This window comes from Kluyvera sp. STS39-E, from assembly GCF_040932435.1.
Lineage (GTDB): Bacteria > Pseudomonadota > Gammaproteobacteria > Enterobacterales > Enterobacteriaceae > Kluyvera.
The window spans coordinates 201,967-221,527 of record NZ_JBFQGA010000005.1 but is presented as its reverse complement, the minus strand read 5'-3'; the positions used below and the strand labels follow the sequence as shown (position 1 = coordinate 221,527).

Below are 19,561 nucleotides of genomic sequence, written 5' to 3'. Positions count from 1 at the left end.
AAATTATCGGTTTCGGCACGTCTATTGATGCTGAATAAATATTTTAGGAATACGTTAACAGTTGCGATAGTTATATTTGAGATAGAATGACGGCGGGCGCTTGAGACTGTTTGTCTCAGGTGTTTACCAAAAGACAGACAGAGAAAAGCCCCACCTGACTATAAATCAAAGTGAGGCCTCCTCTATGCATCAACACCATAAGGTTAGCCTCTTACTTGTTGAAAATCAACATAAGGGGCTATGGATGCCGCAAAAATCTATGTTGTGTAGTTTAATAGTGATATGTCTCACTATTTTATTATTTACCTGGATGGTTCGTGATTCATTATGTGAATTGTATATCAAACAAGGAAATAATGAGTTCGCGGCGTCTTTAGCCTGCGAAAGTAAACAGTAAGGCGGTTGGCGGGAAGGTATTCCCGCCAACTTTTTGATGTTATGTATTCTCAATGCGTCCTATCTTATTTGTGATGATAATTAAAAGGTCCGCCAGCAGTGCGGACCTTTTTGTTCATGACGTCGTTGGGTGCATAAAAAAGAGCCTTGAAATACGGCATGCATTGCGTTTATGCTTTACCGCGACGAATCCCTCGTCTCACTGAGGCACACTGAAAATGGACAAACACACCTGCTGAATTCGAATCCTTGCTGAGCAGCACGCTGCGAGCAGGGGAACTATTGATTTCACTCAGGAGTGCTTATGGCCCATTGTGCGCAATCCCCTTCTTTTATTTTGCATCAAATTTCCTGTCAGTTCGCGACGGGAGAGGTTCTTTTTGGTCCGCTCAATCTTTCGCTGGAGAGGTCCCTTTGTGGACTCGTCGGGCGCAACGGCGTAGGTAAAACGCGGCTTTTGCGGATGCTGGCAGGCGTGGATACGCCATCGGCTGGCCATATCGAATGCTTTTCCACTTTCGCCTATGTCGCGCAGCAGCATGAGGTAGATCCTGATACCACGCTCGTCGAACTTCTGGGCTATGCACCCATTTTTGCCGCCCTGCAGCGGCTTGAATGTGGCAACGCATCGGCCGAGGACATCGACGCGCTAGAAGGGCATTGGGATCTGCCGGTGCGGTTGAATGCCGCATTTCAGGAAGCCGGCCTGGGGGCGTTTGTCGGGCAGCAGCCTGTTTCTGCTCTCAGCGGTGGTGAACGCATTAAGGCATTACTGTGCGTGGCATTTATCTCAGGCGCTGACTACCTCCTGTTGGACGAACCGACCAATCATCTGGATCGACGTGGAAGAGAATGGCTCTACCGGCAGCTAGAAAGCTGGCGTGGCGGCGCGCTTATCGCTAGTCACGATCGCGAATTGCTTGCACGCATGCCGCGAATTCTGGAACTGACTCCAACAGCGTTGCGCCACTACGGCGGGAATTTTGCCGACTACCAGCAACAGCGTGAGGCTGAGCAAAATGCTGCGCGTATGGCGCTGGAGCATGCGGCTACCGAACGTAGGCGTACCCGCGCACGGATGCAAAAAGAGCATGATGACTGTCAACGGCGCTCCGCTAAAACCCTTCGGACCGTGGACAGCCTGAATATTGCATCGTTTGAGCGGGTGAAATACAAAGGTGCAGCCCGAGAGCGTCCTGGCACGCTATTACGGCAGCATCGCGAGCAAAATGGTGCGCTGGATAGCGCGGTAAGACAGGCCCGCGAGCGGGTTGAAGATGATAATCCGGTGATGTTTACGCTGCCGGGCAGCCAGGTTGCTTCTGGGAAACAGATCCTTGTTCTAGAGGCGCTGCAGCTTGCTCATCAGGCGTTATCTCCGCTCGACCTGCGGATAGAAGGGCCGATGCGTGTGGCGCTGCGTGGCCCAAACGGCTGTGGGAAGACGACGTTTTTAAAAACGCTCGTTGGGCTGGAATCGCCATTATCAGGGCGCTACCAGCTGTCGGTAACAGCAGCCTGGCTGGACCAGCATCTGACACAGTTAGATTTATCGCTGTCGGTGATGGAGCATCTTCGTGCAGGAGAGTCGCCATTAGATGAAGGAACGATCCGCTGCCGATTGGCACAACTGCAGATTGGTGCCGAAAAGGTAAACTTGCCACTAGCGATGCTCAGCGGAGGCGAACGGTTAAAAGCGGCGCTGGCTTGCGTTCTCTGGCGGCGCGAGTCGACGCAGCTACTGTTGCTGGATGAACCAACCAACCATCTGGATCTCACATCGGCACAAGCGATTGAGTGCGCACTGGCTGATTTTCCCGGTGCGATGATAGTCGTGTCTCATGATGAGGCTTTTTTGCAGGGGTTAAGGCTGACGCACAGTCTAGATTGGAAAGAGTCAGGCTGGCACTTTGCTGAGTTTTAGATAAAAAAAATCCCCGCCGTAAGGCAGGGATTTAAAATTCTTAGCGGCGTTAACTTAGATAGAAGTTACGTTGCCAGCTGCTGGGCCTTTAGCGCCGTTCTCGATGGTGAAGGAAACTTTCTGACCTTCGTCCAGAGATTTGTAGCCGTCGTTCTGGATCGCAGAGAAGTGTACGAACACGTCTTTAGAACCGTCATCAGGAGTGATGAAACCGAAGCCTTTATCAGCGTTGAACCATTTTACGATACCAGTCATTTTACCGGACATAGAAATTACCTTTAAATATTAAGTGAGCCTTACGGCATTATGGCATGCTTTACAGAATTTAAAAGCGTAAAGAAAATGTCGCTACGAGGGGTACCAATGGATAACCTTGAAGGGAACTGCTTTACTCACTGCTTTGTGGTCTGTACGTCAAACCGTGGATGCATTAACGCATACTTCTTATCTGGAAAGCAAACCTTATCAACAAGAAATTTATGATGCCGCTTCGTTTTAGTGGTGATGTTTTTACTTTAATTAATTGAAAAGTAAGGGTGTATTTGCACTTGCTCGGGAGTGTAAATAAATGTCATTTAGCCCCGACGGCCACGCCGCCGGGGCTAAATTTATACTTTTTGTACGGACTCTGGCAGCGTGACTTTCGCCTCGTCGGATTGAACCGACAGGCGTTTACTTGCTGCATATTTGACCATTAGCGCAATGGCTGATAGCACCGCTGGGATAGCCAGCAGGGCGAAAATGGTTTTAAAGGAGAGTTCAGCCTGCATCAAGAACGCGCCGCTGAATGCCCCCAAAATTCCACCAAAACGCCCTAATCCCAACATCCAGGCAACCCCGGTGGCGCGGCCCTGCGTTGGATAAAAGCCTGCAGCCAGCGCTGGCATTGATGATTGTGCGCCGTTCATAATCGTGCCGGCGATAAAGACCATGACCCCCATCAGCACCAGGTTGTGCGTGGAGAAACCAACCAGGCAAACGAAGACCCCAGTCAGTAAATACCCCACAGCGACTACCTTATTCGGGTTGATTTTGTCCATTAACGCGCCGAGTACCAGAACACCAATGCCGCCGCCTAGTGGGAAGAGGGCGGTGATCACCGAAGCTTGGCTTAATGATGCGCCGGTTTCACGGATCAGCAGCGGCAGCCAGCTGGTCAACAGATAGAAAATGAGCAGACCCATAAAGTAGGTCAGGCAAAGCATAATGGTTCCCACCAGATAGCGCGGTGAGAAGATAACGCCGAGGGCGGACTGGGCCTTAATCTGTCCCGCTTCTTGTAAGACGAACTGCGTGTTATCCGGCAGCGGCGCAATGCGGCGCAGAATACCGGCAATCTTCTGCTGCGATTGGTTCTTAACCGCCAGATAACGGGCAGATTCCGGCAGTAAGAAAATCAGCACGACGGCCAGCGCCAGCGGCATCACGCCGCCGAGAATGAGTACACTTTGCCAGCCGTAATGCGGGATCATCCAAGCGGAGATAAAGCCTCCCATGGAAGAACCAATCGGGAAACCGACGAACATTAAATTGACCAGCAGTGCACGGCGGCGTTCCGGCGCGTACTCGCTCATCAACGTGGCGGCGTTTGGCATTGCCGCGCCCAGCCCAAGGCCGGTCAAGAAACGCAAAATGGTTAACTGCGTCAGCGATGTGGCAAAGGCGGTGAGGAGGCTGAAGCCGCCGAACACCAGAATCGACATCACCAGAACCTTCTTACGCCCAACCCGGTCGGCCAATGGCCCAGCGGTTAGCGCCCCGAAAGCCAAGCCCACGAGGGCGGCGCTCATGACGGGACCAAGGTCAGATTTTTGTACGCCCCACTCCTGAACGAGGTCGGAGGCAATAAAACCAATAATGGCGGTATCGAAACCGTCCATTGCGACGGTGATGAAGCACAGCGCTAGAATCATCCACTGGTACTTCGAGAAGGGATGGCGGTTGATAAAAGCCTGAATATCCGTTGTTGTCTGTGTTGTCATGCGGTAATTCCTGCTAGGCGATGTGAGAGAGCCGGATTGATATCTCTATTTCTCTCTCGCGGGTATCGAGATTTTTGGGCGATTATCGAACGTAATGTCGTTAATCGTTCACTTAATCAAATCACTTACCCGGGCTTCTCACAATGCATCACTAATCGGAAGTGTGCGATTATCGTTCTTCTGGCATTAATGACTGATATTTAGTGATATAAATAATATATATATCAATTAGTTGAAGTGGTTTTGTTCAGCGATTTTCATTGCGATAAATGTGATGGGCGCAACACCTTATTAACATTTTTATGGAACCCGCCGAGAACGCATGAAAAAGGTATCTTGCGACGCGGCTCTGGACTATCCTTGTCAACGTTAGGCACGCGTGTGCCAATTTGCGCTTTTTTTGGCTGAAGGAGTAAGAAAATGGCGACAGGTAAGTCCTGCTCTCGCTGGTTTGCGCCTATTGCGGCGTTATTGATGGTTGTTAGCCTGAGTGGGTGTTTTGATAAGGAAGGCGATCAACGTAAAGCATTCGCCGATTTCCTACAGAATACGGTAATGCGCGGTGGTGAACGTCTGCCGACGCTGACAGCGGATCAGAAAAAACAATTCGGCCCGTTTGTTTCCGACTATGCCGTCATTTATGGTTATTCACAGCAGGTGAGTCAAGCGATGGACGCAGGTTTGCGCCCCGTTGTTGATAGCGTTAACGCGATTCGCGTACCGCAGGATTACATGACCCAGCGCGAGCCGCTGCGTCAGGCAAATGGTTCGCTGAACGTACTGAGCCAGCAGCTGCAAAATGCGAAAATGCAGGCAGATGCCGCGCACGCAGCGCTGAAACAGGCCGACGATCTGAAGCCGGTATTTGACCAGGTCTTCACTAAAGTGGTTACCGCGCCGTCTGACGCGCTGCAGCCGCTTATCCCAGCTGCGCAAATCTTTACCCAGCAGCTGGTGCAGGTGGGCGATTTTGTCGCACAGCAGGGCACTGAGGTCAGCTTTGTGGCTAACGGTATCCAGTTCCCGACTTCGCAGCAGGCAAGCCAGTACAATACGCTGATTGGGCCTCTGGCATCGCAGCATCAGGCATTTAGTCAGGCTTGGACGACAGCGGTGAACGCAACCCGATAAGTCTTTAGAATGCCCGGCGTCAGCCGGGCATTTTCGTTTTACCCCGCAACCTGCGGGTTCACGCAGTTCTTCGAAACGTCCCCCCGCAGCGCATCAATCAGATTATCGACCGCACAGGCCGCCATGTTGTAGCGCGTTTCGTGTGTTGCGGAACCGATATGCGGTAGCGCCACTACGTTCGGCAATTTCAGCAGCGGCGAATCTACCGACAGAGGCTCTTTCTCGAATACATCGAGGCCCGCTGCATGGATTTCACCGTTTTGCAGGGCCGCGATCAGCGCCTGTTCGTCTACCACCGGGCCACGGCCCGCGTTAATAAAGATGGCGGAGGATTTCATGCGGGCAAACTGCTCGGCGCCAAACAGATGGTGTGTTTCTTCCGTCAACGGCAGGATCAGGCAAACAAAGTCGGCCTCTTCCAGTAGCGTATTTAACTCACAGTAGCGGGCGTTAAAGCGCTCCTCCGCTTGTGGGTGGTGACGACGAGCATTGTACAGAATCGGCATGTTGAAACCGAAATGGGCACGTTGCGCCAACGCCATCCCGATGCGGCCCATCCCAACGATGCCCAGCGTTTTGTGGTGCACATCGACACCAAACCAGTCCGGGCCAATCCCCTTCGTCCATTCGCCGGCCTTAACCCGCTCGGCCACTTCGACCACGCGGCGAGCTGAGCTTAAGACCAGCGTCATGAGCGTGTCGGCGACGGTTTCCGTCAGCACGGTTGGCGTGTGCATCAACAGCACACGACGCGCGTTGAGCGCCTCGACGTCAAAATTATCGTAACCCACGGAGATGGTTGAGGTCGCACGCAGCTTCGGCATCGTCTCCAGCAAGGACGTGTCGACGGCTTCGCTAGAACCCAGCAGGCCTACAGCTTCAGCGAAAACCTGCTGGTGCTGTGCGACGGTCTCCGGACGAAGGTTAGCAACCTGAGTGACGGTGAAATGTTCTGCTAGGCGATGCAGTAAATCGTCAGGTAACGCTTTATAGAGAATAATGGACGGCTTCATGCGAATCTCCGTAAGTTAAAATTTAAGCGTGGCGTGCGCCAATCGGTAGCTGTTGATTATTAGCAGGCTTAACAATCAGAGTTAGCCATACTGAGACAAAAAGCGCTACCCCCATAAAAATGTACGATGCGGACGGGCTGCCGGTGGTGCCGTTGAGGTAACCGACAAACCAGGAGCCTAGGAACGAGCCCAGTGCGCCCATGCTGTTAATCAGTGCCATTGCGCCTCCGGCAACGTTACGCGGCAGCATTTCAGGAATAATGGCGAAGAACGGGCCATACGGGGCGTACATGGCAGCACCGGCAATGACCAACAGGGTATAAGAGAGCCAGAAGTGGTCGGCACCGACGGCCCATGAACCAATAAAGGCAAAGGCAGCAATAAGCAGCAGCGGCCAGACGAACAGTTTGCGGTTTTGCAGCTTATCGGAAGCCCATGACACCACAATCATCGCCACCGTAGCCGCCAGATAAGGTACGGAAGACAGCCAGCCGACTTCAACCATGCCTAAGTTAGCGCCGCCGCTGCGGATGATGGAGGGCAGCCACAGCACGAAACCGTAAACGCCAATGCTCCAAGTAAAATACTGCATGCAAAGCAGGATGACGTTCCGTGAGCGGAAGGCCTCGCTGTAGTTACGCACGGCCTTGATACCTTGCTGTTCACGTTCTAACTGCGCCTGCAACGCCGCTTTTTCAGATTCGCTCAGCCAGCCCACCTGCGACGGTTTATCTTTTACCAGCACCCACCAACAAAATGCCCAAATGACGGCAGGGAAGCCTTCTATGATGAACATTTCACGCCAGCCGAGGGCTTGAATCAGGTAACCGGAAACCACCGACATCCACAGCACCGTGACCGGATTGCCGAGGATCAAGAAAGTATTGGCGCGCGAACGTTCCGATTTCGTAAACCAATTACTGATGTAGATAAGCATCGCCGGCATCACCGCCGCCTCGACGACCCCAAGAATAAAGCGGATCGCGGCCAGCGCAGGAATGTTGCTGACAATACCGGTGAGCGATGCGCAGCCGCCCCATAAAATCAGGCAGACAAAAATCAGTTTGCGTACGCTTCGGCGTTCGGCGTAAATCGCCCCGGGAATTTGAAAGAAGAAATAGCCAAGGAAGAAGAGGGCGCCAAGCAGGGAGGAAATCCCTTTGGTGATGCCTAAGTCTTCGTTAATACCGGCGGCGGAGGCGAAGCTGAAGTTCGCACGGTCAAGATACGCCAAGCTGTACGTGATAAACACGATCGGCATGATGTACCACCAACGTTTTGCTGCGTTTGTTGAGCTGTTCATAAATAGCCTCTATTGTCGCATTGCCGCCGCTGTATGTAGGGTACGAGGGGCGGTTATCGTAACGTAACGTTATTCGCCTAACGCTTCACGCGTCGGTAATCCTTCACTGTCGCCCTGGACCTGAATCGCCAGCGCGCCAATTTTGTTACCTCGAGTCACGGCCTGATGCAGCGTACGGCCTTCCAGCAGCGCGCTTATCACGCCGACCGCAAAACCATCGCCGGCTCCCACGGTATCGACCACGTTGTCCACTTGTACCGGGGCCACGTTGCCCTGCTCGCCGTCGGCGGTTTTATACCAAGCACCGTCAGCGCCGGTTTTCAGCACCACCGCTTTCACGCCGTGATGCAGATAAAAATCGGCAATACCTTCCGGCGTTTGCTGGCCGGTCAAAATCATCCCTTCTTTTAGCCCCGGTAGAACCCAGTCGGCTTGGAATGCGAGATGATTAAGCTTTTCAACCATTTCAGCCTCGTTCTTCCACAGTACCGGGCGCAGATTAGGATCGAACGACAGCGTTTTACCCTGCGCCTTCATGCTGTGGGCGGTGTGCGCCAGCAGTGCATAAGAACTGGCGGAAAGCGCAGCGGCAACGCCGCTTAAGTGAAGGTGACGGGCGCTGGAAAAGTAGCTTTCGTGGTAGTCGTCCACGCTCAGATGACTCGCGGCGGAACCTTTGCGGAAATACTCCACAATGGGATCGGTTCCATTTTCAACTTTGGATTTGAGCTGAAAGCCGGTTGTGTGATGCTCATCGACACTGACACCGTGGCTATCAATTCCTTCTTTTTTAAGGCAATTAAGAACGAAGCGGCCAAAACTATCGTTACCGACGCGGCTGACCCAACCGACTTTTAGACCCAAACGCGCCAGCCCGGTTGCGACGTTGAGCTCGGCCCCTGCTACGCGTTTGATGAACTGCTCCACTTCTTCTAAATCACCGGTCTGGGTGGCGACAAACATCGCCATTGCCTCGCCTATAGTGATGACATCCAAGGAATTTTTCATTTTCACTCCTTACGTAATAATTCGACGTAGCGACGGGTCACCTCTGTCAGATCGGCCCCTTCCAGTGGAAATTCAATACCGCGTGGAACATCGATGGGCAGCAGATTTAACAGCTGCAGCCAGCGAGGATCCGCTTGATCCGGCGGGACTGCTCGATAGTTATCGCCATGCGCTTCGGCGGCTTTGACGTGAACGTAGCCCACTGTTGGTGCAAGCTGCTCTGCGGCGGCTTCCGGCTCGTCACCAACCCACAGCCAGTTGCCCATATCAAAGGTGAGTTTTACGGGTAGCTTCTGCGTGTGGCAGGCCGCGTTGAAGCGCCGCATTGGTGGCAGCCGTCCACAGGATGTTTGATCGTTCTCGACCACCAGTTTCATGCCGCTGCTGTCTAGCCAATCATGCAGGGTGGTGAACTCCCCTGAATTAGCAAAATGACCTAGGGAAACTTTCAGCCATAGCGCGTTCAGCGTTTTGGCTTCTTGGAGTAATTCTGGGAGTCTCGGATTAAGGGTGCCATCGGCGATGAATAGCGGTTCCGGCGCGGAGTAGCAGGCGAGTAGCTCTACCTTTGCGATAGCCAATGCCAGTTGTGGCAGGGCCTGTAACTCGTCGGGGGCGAACATTTCACGACGAATTTCCACGCCGTCAGCGCCGGCATCGGCAATAACGGGCAGCATGGCCATTTGTCCGCCTTTGGCACGAACGAGGTCATAGCCATAAGCGGCGGTGACCACCATGATTTTTCTTTGCATAGGGGCTCCAAATCTAACGCTGTTGTTAATACGCTAAATGGAATCGGTTCCAAAGAAAATCATAGGCTGCTGAATTTATGATCACCATCACGAAGGAATGTTAACGAGCCGTTGATCCACGCACGATAAGTTCGCCGGAAAAGACCTGTTCGTGGATAGTCTCTGCGGCCCCTTCGATGCGGCGAACCACCTGTTCAACGGCGGCGTAGCCAATCTGCCAGGTCGGTTGTTTCAGGGTGGTGATACCCACGCCTGCCAGCTCAGCCCATTCCAGTTCGTCAAAGCCAAGTAGGCCGATATCGCTGCCCCAGTTAAGGCCGATGCGCTTGAGCGAACGCGCCACCTGCAGCGTCAATGCGCCATTGGCTGAGATAAGCGCCTTGCGCATGCCGCGATGCTGCTGGTGGAATTGGCGCAGAGCGTTATCGAGCTGCGTGTTTTCCGTCAGTGGCACTTCGATGTTTTCTGCCACCACGCCGGGATAGCGGGCGAGCGTGGCACGAAAAGCGCTCAGACGCTCGCGACGAGTATTCACGGTGCCCAGCGGTTCACTGACAAACAGCAGCGCTTCAAAACCCTGTTCGATGAGATGTTCGGTGGCGGTTGTTGCAGCTTGGGTGTTATCCAGCCCTACAACGTCACAGGAAAAGTCGGGGATCTTTCTGTCGATAAGCACCATCGGTAGCGCAGATTGCTGCAGGCGATGCAGGCCTTCTTCGCGCATCCCCACGGCATTGACCACGATGCCTTCCACCTGATAGCTACGCAGCAGATCAAGGTAGTGCAGCTCCTGATCCACTTCGTTGTTGGTGTTACACACCAGCGGAGTAAAGCCTTTTTCACGGCAGGCGGCTTCGATACCACTCAACACGTTGACGGAGTAGGGGTTGGTAATATCGGCGATAATGAGGCCAATCAGGCGGGTGCGGCCGCGTTTTAAGTTGCGGGCCATCAGGCTTGGGCGATAGTCGAGTTCGGCAATGGCGGTTTCAATGCGCGCAAGCAGGGCATCGGAGAGCAGATGTTTTTCGCCATTGAGATAACGGGAAATACTGGTTTTGCCGGTTTTCGCGGCTTTTGCCACATCGCTGATGGTGGGGCGCGCTGATTTTGCCATGGAAGTTCTCTCGCCTGAAAGTGTGAACACCTTAACGCGAAAATCTGGCTAAGCAAGTCTTTTGCCGGGAGGCATTGCGCCACCCGGCAATCACTCGAATTATTTAGGGTATAAAACGATTACATCGGGCTTAAGGTAATTTCTACGCGACGGTTCTGCGCTTTGCCTTCTTCAGTGCTGTTGCTGGCGATAGGATTCGCCGGGCCCATCCCAGCGGTGCGGACGCGTGAAGCGGCAACGCCCTGAGTGATGAGCGAGCTGGCAACGGAGTCCGCGCGCTGCTGAGACAGTTTCTGGTTCAACTGCTGGCCGCCGGTGCTGTCGGTGTAGCCAACCACGTTAACCGCTGTCTTCTCATACTCTTTCAAGACCATAGCAACGCCGACTAGGGTATTAGCTCCCGCCGGTTTCAACGTGGAGGATGAGCTGTCAAAGGTGACATTATTTGGCATATTCAGCACGATGTTGTCGCCGTTACGGGTGACGCTAACGCCGGTTCCCTGCATTTTCTGGCGCAGCTTCGCTTCCTGAACATCCATGTAATAACCTGCGCCGCCGCCGAGCGCTGCGCCCGCTGCTGCGCCAATCAGCGCGCCTTTACCACGATCTTTCTTCGATGATGACAGTACGCCGACGCCTGCGCCAACTAATGAGCCGATGCCTGCGCCAATACCGGCTTTACCTGCTTGGCTTTCGCCGGTGTACGGGTTGGTGGTACACCCGGAAACCGCCAGCGTACCGCTTACCAGAGCGGCGATCATGATCATGCGTTTATTCATCTTCTATCCTTAATCCTTTTTTTTCTTTGCCACGGCAGGTGTGGCGGTTGATTATGACGTGTAAATCTGAGGAAAATTCCCGGAATAATTTGAATTTTTGTAAAGAATATTGAACGGTGAACAAAATATCACCGCAACACCTGCATCGGCTATCCAGGAGCATCCCTTGGCAAATTCATCGACAACCAAAACCATTCTCACCGCCGCCCATTGGGGACCGATGTGGGTCGAAACCGACGGAGAGCAGGTGATAGCCTCGCGCGGGGCGATTGAAACCTCGTTTACGAATTCGCTGCAAAGCGTGGTTCACGATCAGGTTCACAGCAAAACGCGGGTACGTTACCCAATGGTTCGCAAAGGTTTTCTGGCATCGCCGGATAGCCCGCAGGGCGTGCGCGGGCAGGATGAATTTGTTCGGGTGAGCTGGGACGATGCGCTGGCGCTCATCGATCAGCAGCATCGACGCATTCGCAACAGCTATGGTCCGTCATCCATTTTCGCGGGTTCCTATGGCTGGCGCTCCAACGGCGTGCTGCACAAAGCGGCGACGTTACTCCAGCGCTATATGAGTCTTGCGGGTGGTTACACCGGCCATCTGGGGGATTACTCGACGGGCGCAGCGCAGGCAATCATGCCGCACGTGGTGGGCGGCAATGAAGTCTATCAGCAGCAAACCAGCTGGCCGATGGTGCTGGAACATGCTGATGTGGTGGTGCTGTGGAGCGCCAACCCGATGAATACACTTAAGATCTCATGGAACGCCTCGGATGAACAAGGGCTGCCCTATTTTGAAAAGCTGCGTCAAAGCGGTAAGCGACTGATCTGTATCGATCCGATGCGATCTGAAACTGTCGCCTTTTTCGGCGAGACGATGGAATGGATTGCCCCGCACATGGGAACCGACGTGGCCATGATGTTGGGCATTGCTCATACGCTGCTGGTGAATGAATGGCACGATGCCGACTTTTTATCGCGTTACACCACCGGTTTCCCGACGTTCGCTGATTATGTGTTAGGTAAACACGACGACGAAGCTAAATCCGCCGAATGGGCTGCGGCTATTTGCGGCGTTAGCGCAGAGAAAATCCGCGAATTGGCGGATATTTTCCGTCACAACACCACCATGTTGATGTCGGGCTGGGGGATGCAACGCCAGCAGTTTGGCGAGCAAAAACACTGGATGCTGGTGACGCTGGCCGCCATGCTGGGGCAGATTGGTACGCCGGGCGGTGGGTTTGGTCTTTCGTACCATTTTGCCAACGGCGGTAATCCAACCCGTCGCTCTGCGGTGCTGGCGTCGATGCAGGGTACGGTAAAAGGCGGCGTCGATGCGGTCGATAAAATACCAGTGGCACGTATTGTTGAGGCGCTGGAAAACCCCGGCGCGCCGTATCAGCATAATGGGCTAGATAGGCATTTCCCCGATATCCGTTTTGTCTGGTGGGCAGGTGGCGCCAATTTTACCCATCATCAGGATACCAATCGTCTGATCCGCGCTTGGCAAAAGCCGGAGCTGGTGGTTATCTCCGAATGCAACTGGACGGCAGCGGCGCGCCATGCCGATATCGTCCTGCCCGCGACCACCTCATTTGAACGTAATGACCTGACCATGACCGGCGACTATAGCAACCAGCATTTAGTGCCGATGAAACGGGTAGTGATGCCACAAGATGAAGCGCGTGACGATCTCCAAGTGTTTGCCGCACTGAGCGAGCTGTGGGAGCATGGTGGCCAGGCGCGTTTTACCGAAGGCAAAAGCGATCTAGAGTGGCTGGAAACCTTCTACAACATTGCAGCAGAACGCGGTGCTAGCCAACAGGTGACGCTGCCGCCGTTTGAGCGTTTCTGGCAGGATAATCAATTGATCGAGATGCCCGAAAGCGAACAGAATGCCGCGTTCGTGCGTTTTGGTGCATTTCGCGCCGACCCGCAGGCGAACCCGCTGAAAACCCCTAGCGGTAAGATTGAGATTTATTCTGAGCGGATTGCCAGCTTCCAGTATCCCGACTGCCCACCGCACCCAATGTGGCTAGAGCCTGATGAATGGCACGGTAACGCGCAGCCGGGGCAGCTTCAGCTGCTATCCGCGCATCCGGCGCACCGTCTGCACAGCCAACTTAACCATACCACGCTGCGCGAGCGATACGCGGTAGCCGGACGGGAACCGCTGACGGTGCATCCTCAGGATGCACAGGCGCGTCAAATCAATGATGGGGATGTTGTCCGGCTATGGAACCACCGCGGGCAGGTGCTGGCGGGCGTGGTGGTCAGCGAAGACATTAAACCCGGTGTGATGTGCCTACATGAAGGCGCCTGGCCAGATTTGGATCTTCAGGCGGGTGGGATTTGTAAAAACGGCGCGGTTAACGTGCTGACCAAAGATATCCCCAGCTCGCGGCTGGGGAATGGCTGCGCGGGCAATACGGCGCTGGCTTGGCTTGAGAAGTATGACGGCCCGGCGTTGGCGGTGACGGCTTTTAATCCGCCTGCCAACGCATAATCCAGGTTGGATGCCGGGTTTCCTCCTGCCACGCGCTGTCTTCAATACGGAAGCCCTGCGCGTGGTAGAAATTTACTGCCCGGCAGTTCTTTTGGTACACCTCAAGACTGAGATCGTTAAAGCACTGCTTAACGGCGTTAAGCAGTGCAGTGCCGATGCCGAGGTGGAGAAACTCCGGTGCAACAAACAGTGCGCCAACAAAGCGCCCCTGAATGACGCTGACAAATCCACGTAGCTGTTGCTCTTCCTCCCACACCCAAGTTTCGGCAGCGGGCAGGTAGGTATCGCGAACAATTGGCAGACTCTCCTGCCAGTACTGTTCGGCAATAAACGGATGTGCGTAGGTAGTGCTTTCCAGCCACAGTTCGAGTAATGAATCGAACCGGTTATTGTTCCATTTTCTGATCATGCTGAACTCCAGGATGGCAGAAGCAGCCCGTTACGTGGTCGCTGACCAGACCGCAGGCTTGCATGAAGGAATAACAAATTGTGGTGCCGACGAACTTAAAACCGCGCTTTTTTAGCGCCTTAGATAGCGCATCGGACGCCGGTGTAGAGGTGGGAATCTCTGCAAGGGTTGTGGCTTGCGTGATAATGGGGGCGTTATCAACAAATGACCAGACAAACTCGCAGAATGGTTCGCCGTTGGCTTCCATTGCTAAGAAGGCGCGAGCGTTGCCGATAATGGCCTGAATTTTGCCCCGGTGACGGATGATACCGGCGTCCAGAACCAGACGCTCGACATCCTCTTCGGTCATCGCTGCCACCTTGACCGGACAGAAATGATGGAAGGCCTGACGGTAGTTTTCGCGCTTCTTGAGCACGGTAATCCAAGACAACCCGGCCTGCTGACCTTCCAGACAGATCATTTCAAACAGTTTTTGGTTATCTTTCTGGGCGACTCCCCATTCGGTATCGTGATACTCGATGTAAAGCGGGTCCTGACTAACCCAACCGCAACGCTGCATGTGATTCTCCCTTTTGCCAATGGCTCATGCCTAATAATAAAACCCTACACTGCTCTTGACGCCGATAATAAAGAGACAATAGTTAATACAGGGATCTTCCTCTTAAAACATAACAATAACTGCCGAATCTGGCTCTTCTCTGGAGTCAATTGATGAATAATAAGAAATGCAGTGGCTGCAGGCGTCTTGTTCCGCCAGCATCGGTATTCTTGTGGATGTTATTTTCCCCACATGCAAATGCCTGGCAACAAGAATATATCGTGTCTGACTCACAAAATAATACTGCGGAGCGCTATACATGGGATAGCGATCACCAACCGCGCTACGATGACATCCTCGCGGAGCGTATTGAAGCCGTGCAGGGGGGCGCCGGTGTGAATCTGAATTCGCCGGACAATATGCCGCTGGATGCGACGAAAACCATGAGCGTTGGTTGGAATTTTCCCCTGACCAACAGCCTCACTACGGGGCCTGTCGCACAGTGGCGCTATGATGGCTCGCCGGGCGTGATGTGGAATGAGTTTGGCGATCCGGTGACCACAACATCGCTGACCGATCCGCTGTGGCATGCCAGCGTTAGCACCCTTGGCTGGCGGGTGGATTCACACAGTTGGCTGGGCATTCGCCCTTGGGCGCAGGTGAGTTATAACCAACAGTTTGGCGAAAATCAGTGGAAAGCGCAGTCTGGGTTGAACCGCATGCCAACCGCACTACAGGATGGCAACTGGGTGGATGTGACCGTCGGGGCCGACATGTTACTCAATTCACATCTTGCGGCCTATGCGGCACTTTCTCAGGCAGACAACATGCCCACCGGCGTTAACTATTTTTATACGCTGGGCGTCAGCGCCCGCTTCTAAAATGGTGAGTTTGAATTATACGCATCGGCGGTAGGCTATTTTTTCAATGCCATTCATTCCGCCGCTGATGCATTTCATTCCGTCCTGAATGCAGTTCATGCCTTTTTCAACCAGTGAAAATGCTTACTTCGTTATTGTTGGCAGCAGTTAATCTACGAAGGCATCTTCATCATGAACGCTGCAACTAAAAATCATACCCGCTGGCTGACATTGTTCGGCACCATCATCACCCAATTCGCGTTAGGCTCCGTATACACCTGGAGCCTGTTCAACAGCGCGCTATCCAGTAAGCTGGACGCCTCAGTCAGCCAAGTCGCGTTCTCTTTCGGTTTGTTAAGTCTAGGGCTGGCAGTGTCGTCCTCCGTCGCGGGGAAATTGCAGGAACGATTTGGCGTTAAGCATGTGACGATGGCCTCCGGCATTCTGCTGGGCCTCGGCTTCTTCCTGACCGCCCATGCGAACAGCTTGCCAATGCTGTGGCTGAGCGCCGGGGTGATTGTGGGTCTGGCCGATGGTGCAGGTTACCTGCTGACGCTCTCCAACTGCGTAAAATGGTTCCCGGAACGTAAGGGGCTGATTTCCGCCTTTGCTATCGGTTCTTACGGTTTAGGTAGCCTTGGTTTCAAATTTATCGACAGTCATCTGCTGGAAACCGTGGGTCTGGAAAAAACCTTTATGATCTGGGGCGCGATTGTGCTGGTGATGATTGTCTTTGGCGCGATGCTGATGAAAGACGCACCGAACCAAGTCATGGCAAGCCACAACGGCGTTGTGGAAAACGACTTCACGCTGGCTGAATCCATGCGCAAACCTCAGTATTGGATGCTGGCGGTGATGTTCCTGACCGCTTGCATGAGCGGCCTGTATGTTATCGGCGTTGCTAAAGATATTGCGCAGGGCATGGTTCATCTGGACCTCGCTACCGCCGCCAATGCTGTGACGATTATCTCGATTGCCAACCTGAGCGGCCGCCTGGTGCTGGGCATTCTGTCCGACAAAATCGCCCGTATCCGTGTTATCACCATCGGTCAGATTATCTCGCTGGTTGGGATGGCTGCCCTGTTATTCGCTCCGCTGAATGAAGTGACTTTCTTCGCCGCGATTGCCTGCGTTGCCTTCAACTTCGGTGGCACCATTACCGTCTTCCCATCGCTGGTGAGCGAATTCTTTGGTCTGAATAACCTAGCGAAAAACTACGGCGTGATTTATTTAGGTTTCGGTATCGGCAGCATCTGTGGTTCGCTGATTGCTTCGCTGTTCGGCGGCTTCTACGTGACCTTCTGCGTTATCTTCGCGTTGCTGATTATTTCCTTGGCACTGTCCACCACCATCCGTCAGCCTAAAACAGAAATTCTGCACGAAGCCCACGCCTGAAAATAATTTCCTCACTAATTAAGTAGATTCTGGTCAGATATTTTTGTAAATATCTGACCAGATCACATTCCTCCCACATACTTTTTCCCTTTCTTGTTGTCTACTGAGCGCGCTTGCAAATGAGCCCTGAACGGCTCATGACATTTATTAACGGGTCTGCTTACTCAAGTTCGCCGCTCGTTTTGGTTTTTCCCTTTTCCCAGGGTTTTTCGCATGAAATATATTAAAGCGATGTCCCAGCAGACCTTGAGTATGCTGCTGGCGATTTACATCGGCTGGTTATTGAACTATTCCGTGTTTGTCCGTCGGTTTGAAGGCTATCTGCAGGATTTTAGCGTCGAAAAAGGGATTTTCATTGCTATTGAACTGTTAGGCCCGGTGTTAGCCACGTTCTTCTTATTGCGTCTACTCTCGCTTACTGGACGTCGTTTATGGAAGGTTCTGGCGACGCTGGTAGTGCTGATTTCCGCCGGCGCAAGCTATTACATGACCAATCTAAATGTGGTCATTGGCTACGGTATTATTGCCTCGGTGATGACCACCGACGTGGACCTTTCCAAAGAGGTTGTGGGCTGGCATTTCATCTCATGGCTAACGCTGACCAGCGTTGTTCCTTTAGTCCTGATCTGGCTTAACGGTGCTCGTGATACGCTTATCAACCAGATCCGTACGCCGGGGCAGCGGGTACGCAGCGTGGCGGTGGTTTTGCTTTGCGCGCTGGTGGTGTGGGGGCCAATTCGCCTGATGGAAGAACACCTCAAGGAGAGTGAACGTATCTCGCAGGTCGACTTACCGAGCTATGGCGGCGTACTGGCTAACTCCTATTTACCCAGCAACTGGGTTTCTGCATTAGGTCTGTACGGCTGGACGCAGATTGACGAGTCATTCGATACCAAAGAGTTTATCGACCCCACGAAGAAATTCACCTATGTCGCGCCGCAAGGCCTCGATGATACCTACGTGGTGTTTATCATTGGTGAGACGACCCGCTGGGATCATATGGGGCTGTTCGGCTATGGGCGAGATACGACGCCTGAGCTTGAAAAAGAGAAAAACCTGGTGGCGTTTCGCGGCTACTCCTGCGACACCGCGACCAAGCTGTCGCTACGCTGTATGTTCGTTCGTCAGGGCGGGGCCAGCGATAACCCGCAGCGGACGCTTAAAGAGCAGAACGTCTTTGCCGTGCTGCACCAGCTAGGCTTCACGGGCGATCTGTTGGCGATGCAAAGCGAGCTGTGGTTCTACAGCAACACGATGGTCAATAACATTGCTTATCGTGAGCAAATTGGCGCTGAGCCGCGCAACCGTGGCAAAAGCGTGGATGACATGCTGCTGGCCGATGAGCTGAAAAATGTGCTGGCACGCAGCGGCGTTGATGGCAAGCACTTGATTATTCTCCATACTAAAGGCTCGCACTTTAACTACACCCAGCGTTACCCACGCAGTTTCGCGAAGTGGACGCCGGAGTGCATCAACGTCGACGACAAGTGCACCAAGGCGGAGCTGATAAACTCCTACGATAACTCGATAACCTACGTCGACCATTTCTTGGTGAATGTGTTTGACCAGATGCGTGATAAAAAGGCGATAGTCTTCTTTGCCGCCGATCACGGGGAGTCAATCAACGAGCATGAACGTTTGCATGGCACGCCGCGCAAGATGGCACCGCCAGAGCAGTTCCGTGTGCCGATGATGGTCTGGATGTCGGATAAATATCTGGAAAATCCTGACCACGCGAAATCGTTCGCTTATCTACAGCAGCAGGCTGCAATGAAGCAGCCGAAGCGTCATGTGGAGCTGTACGATACGATTATGGGCTGCCTGGGTTACACCTCACCGGACGGTGGGATTAACGAGCACAACAACTGGTGCCACGTTCCCGCCGGCAAATAATGGAAAACCCGCTCTCGAGCGGGTTTTTTGTCCGTGTCGTTTGTAGGCCGGATGGCGCTTCGCTTATCCGGCCTACTTCTAGTACAAACGCTTAACCTGGTTGTTCACAATTTTGTGACATAATCCATTGCATTTTTATATGCATAGCAGAATCTTTTTTCACGCTGCTTATGACTAAGCCTAGCATTTTCACCTGTGCGTTTTAGCGTTCACGGCATTAATCGCTCAGATATTCATCATATCGAAATAAATTTTTCACATTCTGGCTAATTGTTAATCACTGAATGTTGCAAAGTATTAAGTGAATAACTCTGCTTTATCGACCATAGCATAAATTTCTCTGCTGAAAATAGTCCTTCGAGGTTTTTTTAATCTTTGCCCATCCATTCGCACCTTCAATACAAATCCCGGATAACTGTATTGACGTTTTCACAATCTGTTGACAGATTGTAGGGCATGAGGGGCATTTCATGGAGAATATGCGCTGCAACTCAGTTGTTCTATGTGAAAGGAATCCCGCCTCTACTCCACATCGACCCGGCCGGGTAAAAACAAATAAAG

At 53.0% G+C, this 19,561-nt stretch carries 17 protein-coding genes; 7 read left to right on the top strand and 10 right to left on the bottom strand.

Features of this window, described 5'->3' with window-relative positions; translation table 11 throughout:
• Window positions 1-244 precede the first annotated feature (244 nt).
• Together hokA and AB4K05_RS12720 are read left to right on the top strand one after the other, a co-directional pair.
• Complete coding sequence (gene hokA, locus AB4K05_RS12725) at window positions 245-397, top strand: type I toxin-antitoxin system toxin HokA (RefSeq protein ID WP_368480563.1); 153 nt, start codon at window positions 245-247, stop codon at window positions 395-397.
• A 303-nt stretch (window positions 398-700) separates the two neighbouring features.
• Window positions 701-2,320, top strand: a complete 1,620-nt coding sequence (locus tag AB4K05_RS12720; protein ID WP_368480334.1) for an ABC-F family ATP-binding cassette domain-containing protein — start codon at window positions 701-703, stop codon at window positions 2,318-2,320.
• A gap of 54 nt (window positions 2,321-2,374) precedes the next feature.
• On the opposite strand, the gene cspA is transcribed toward AB4K05_RS12720, so the two are convergent.
• Together cspA and AB4K05_RS12710 are read right to left on the bottom strand one after the other, a co-directional pair.
• Window positions 2,375-2,587 (bottom strand): RNA chaperone/antiterminator CspA, encoded by a 213-nt coding sequence (gene cspA, locus AB4K05_RS12715; protein WP_368480333.1) that lies wholly within the window; start codon window positions 2,585-2,587, stop codon window positions 2,375-2,377.
• A gap of 341 nt (window positions 2,588-2,928) precedes the next feature.
• A complete protein-coding gene (locus AB4K05_RS12710) occupies window positions 2,929-4,302 on the bottom strand; it encodes an MFS transporter (RefSeq protein ID WP_368480332.1) in 1,374 nt (457 codons plus the stop codon).
• 420 nt (window positions 4,303-4,722) lie between these two features.
• Between AB4K05_RS12710 and AB4K05_RS12705 the strand changes: the two genes are divergently transcribed.
• On the top strand, window positions 4,723-5,433 hold the full coding sequence (locus AB4K05_RS12705) for a DUF3053 domain-containing protein (protein ID WP_368480331.1): 711 nt from the start codon (window positions 4,723-4,725) through the stop codon (window positions 5,431-5,433).
• A gap of 38 nt (window positions 5,434-5,471) precedes the next feature.
• Here AB4K05_RS12705 and ghrB read toward each other — a convergent pair whose 3' ends face one another.
• The 6 genes from ghrB to AB4K05_RS12675 all read right to left on the bottom strand — a co-directional run bounded on the left by ghrB (window position 5,472) and on the right by AB4K05_RS12675 (window position 11,405).
• Entirely contained in the window at window positions 5,472-6,446 is a 975-nt protein-coding gene (ghrB, locus tag AB4K05_RS12700) for a glyoxylate/hydroxypyruvate reductase GhrB (RefSeq protein WP_368480330.1), read from the bottom strand.
• Window positions 6,447-6,468: 22 nt separating this feature from the next.
• Window positions 6,469-7,749, bottom strand: a complete 1,281-nt coding sequence (locus AB4K05_RS12695) for an MFS transporter (RefSeq protein ID WP_368480329.1) — start codon at window positions 7,747-7,749, stop codon at window positions 6,469-6,471.
• Between the two features lie 69 nt (window positions 7,750-7,818).
• The gene (locus AB4K05_RS12690) at window positions 7,819-8,757 is read right to left on the bottom strand and encodes a sugar kinase (RefSeq protein WP_368480328.1); all 939 of its coding nucleotides are present in this window, start codon (window positions 8,755-8,757) and stop codon (window positions 7,819-7,821) included.
• Window positions 8,758-8,759: 2 nt separating this feature from the next.
• A complete protein-coding gene (locus AB4K05_RS12685) occupies window positions 8,760-9,509 on the bottom strand; it encodes a sugar phosphate isomerase/epimerase family protein (RefSeq protein ID WP_368480327.1) in 750 nt (249 codons plus the stop codon).
• A gap of 100 nt (window positions 9,510-9,609) precedes the next feature.
• Window positions 9,610-10,626, bottom strand: coding sequence for a LacI family DNA-binding transcriptional regulator (locus AB4K05_RS12680; RefSeq protein WP_368480326.1), 1,017 nt, complete (start codon window positions 10,624-10,626; stop codon window positions 9,610-9,612).
• A 119-nt stretch (window positions 10,627-10,745) separates the two neighbouring features.
• A complete protein-coding gene (locus AB4K05_RS12675) occupies window positions 10,746-11,405 on the bottom strand; it encodes an OmpA family lipoprotein (RefSeq protein ID WP_368480325.1) in 660 nt (219 codons plus the stop codon).
• 166 nt (window positions 11,406-11,571) lie between these two features.
• Here AB4K05_RS12675 and AB4K05_RS12670 point away from each other — a divergent pair, with 166 nt between their 5' ends.
• Window positions 11,572-13,905: a molybdopterin guanine dinucleotide-containing S/N-oxide reductase gene (locus AB4K05_RS12670; RefSeq protein WP_368480324.1), complete on the top strand. Its 2,334-nt coding sequence runs from the start codon at window positions 11,572-11,574 to the stop codon at window positions 13,903-13,905.
• Here the strand turns inward: AB4K05_RS12670 and AB4K05_RS12665 are convergent.
• Entirely contained in the window at window positions 13,883-14,314 is a 432-nt protein-coding gene (locus AB4K05_RS12665; protein ID WP_368480323.1) for an N-acetyltransferase, read from the bottom strand. The genes AB4K05_RS12670 and AB4K05_RS12665 overlap by 23 nt on opposite strands.
• Window positions 14,292-14,873 (bottom strand): DNA-3-methyladenine glycosylase I, encoded by a 582-nt coding sequence (tag, locus tag AB4K05_RS12660; protein ID WP_368480322.1) that lies wholly within the window; start codon window positions 14,871-14,873, stop codon window positions 14,292-14,294. Before tag ends, AB4K05_RS12665 begins: the two co-directional genes overlap by 23 nt.
• Window positions 14,874-15,025: 152 nt before the next feature.
• Here tag and AB4K05_RS12655 point away from each other — a divergent pair, with 152 nt between their 5' ends.
• The 3 genes from AB4K05_RS12655 (at window position 15,026) to eptB (ending at window position 19,000) form a co-directional block, all read left to right on the top strand.
• A complete protein-coding gene (locus AB4K05_RS12655; protein ID WP_368480321.1) occupies window positions 15,026-15,733 on the top strand; it encodes an autotransporter domain-containing protein in 708 nt (235 codons plus the stop codon).
• A 171-nt stretch (window positions 15,734-15,904) separates the two neighbouring features.
• Window positions 15,905-17,107, top strand: a complete 1,203-nt coding sequence (locus AB4K05_RS12650) for an MFS transporter (RefSeq protein WP_368480320.1) — start codon at window positions 15,905-15,907, stop codon at window positions 17,105-17,107.
• 213 nt (window positions 17,108-17,320) lie between these two features.
• Complete coding sequence (eptB, locus tag AB4K05_RS12645) at window positions 17,321-19,000, top strand: kdo(2)-lipid A phosphoethanolamine 7''-transferase (protein WP_368480319.1); 1,680 nt, start codon at window positions 17,321-17,323, stop codon at window positions 18,998-19,000.
• Window positions 19,001-19,561: the final 561 nt, after the last annotated feature.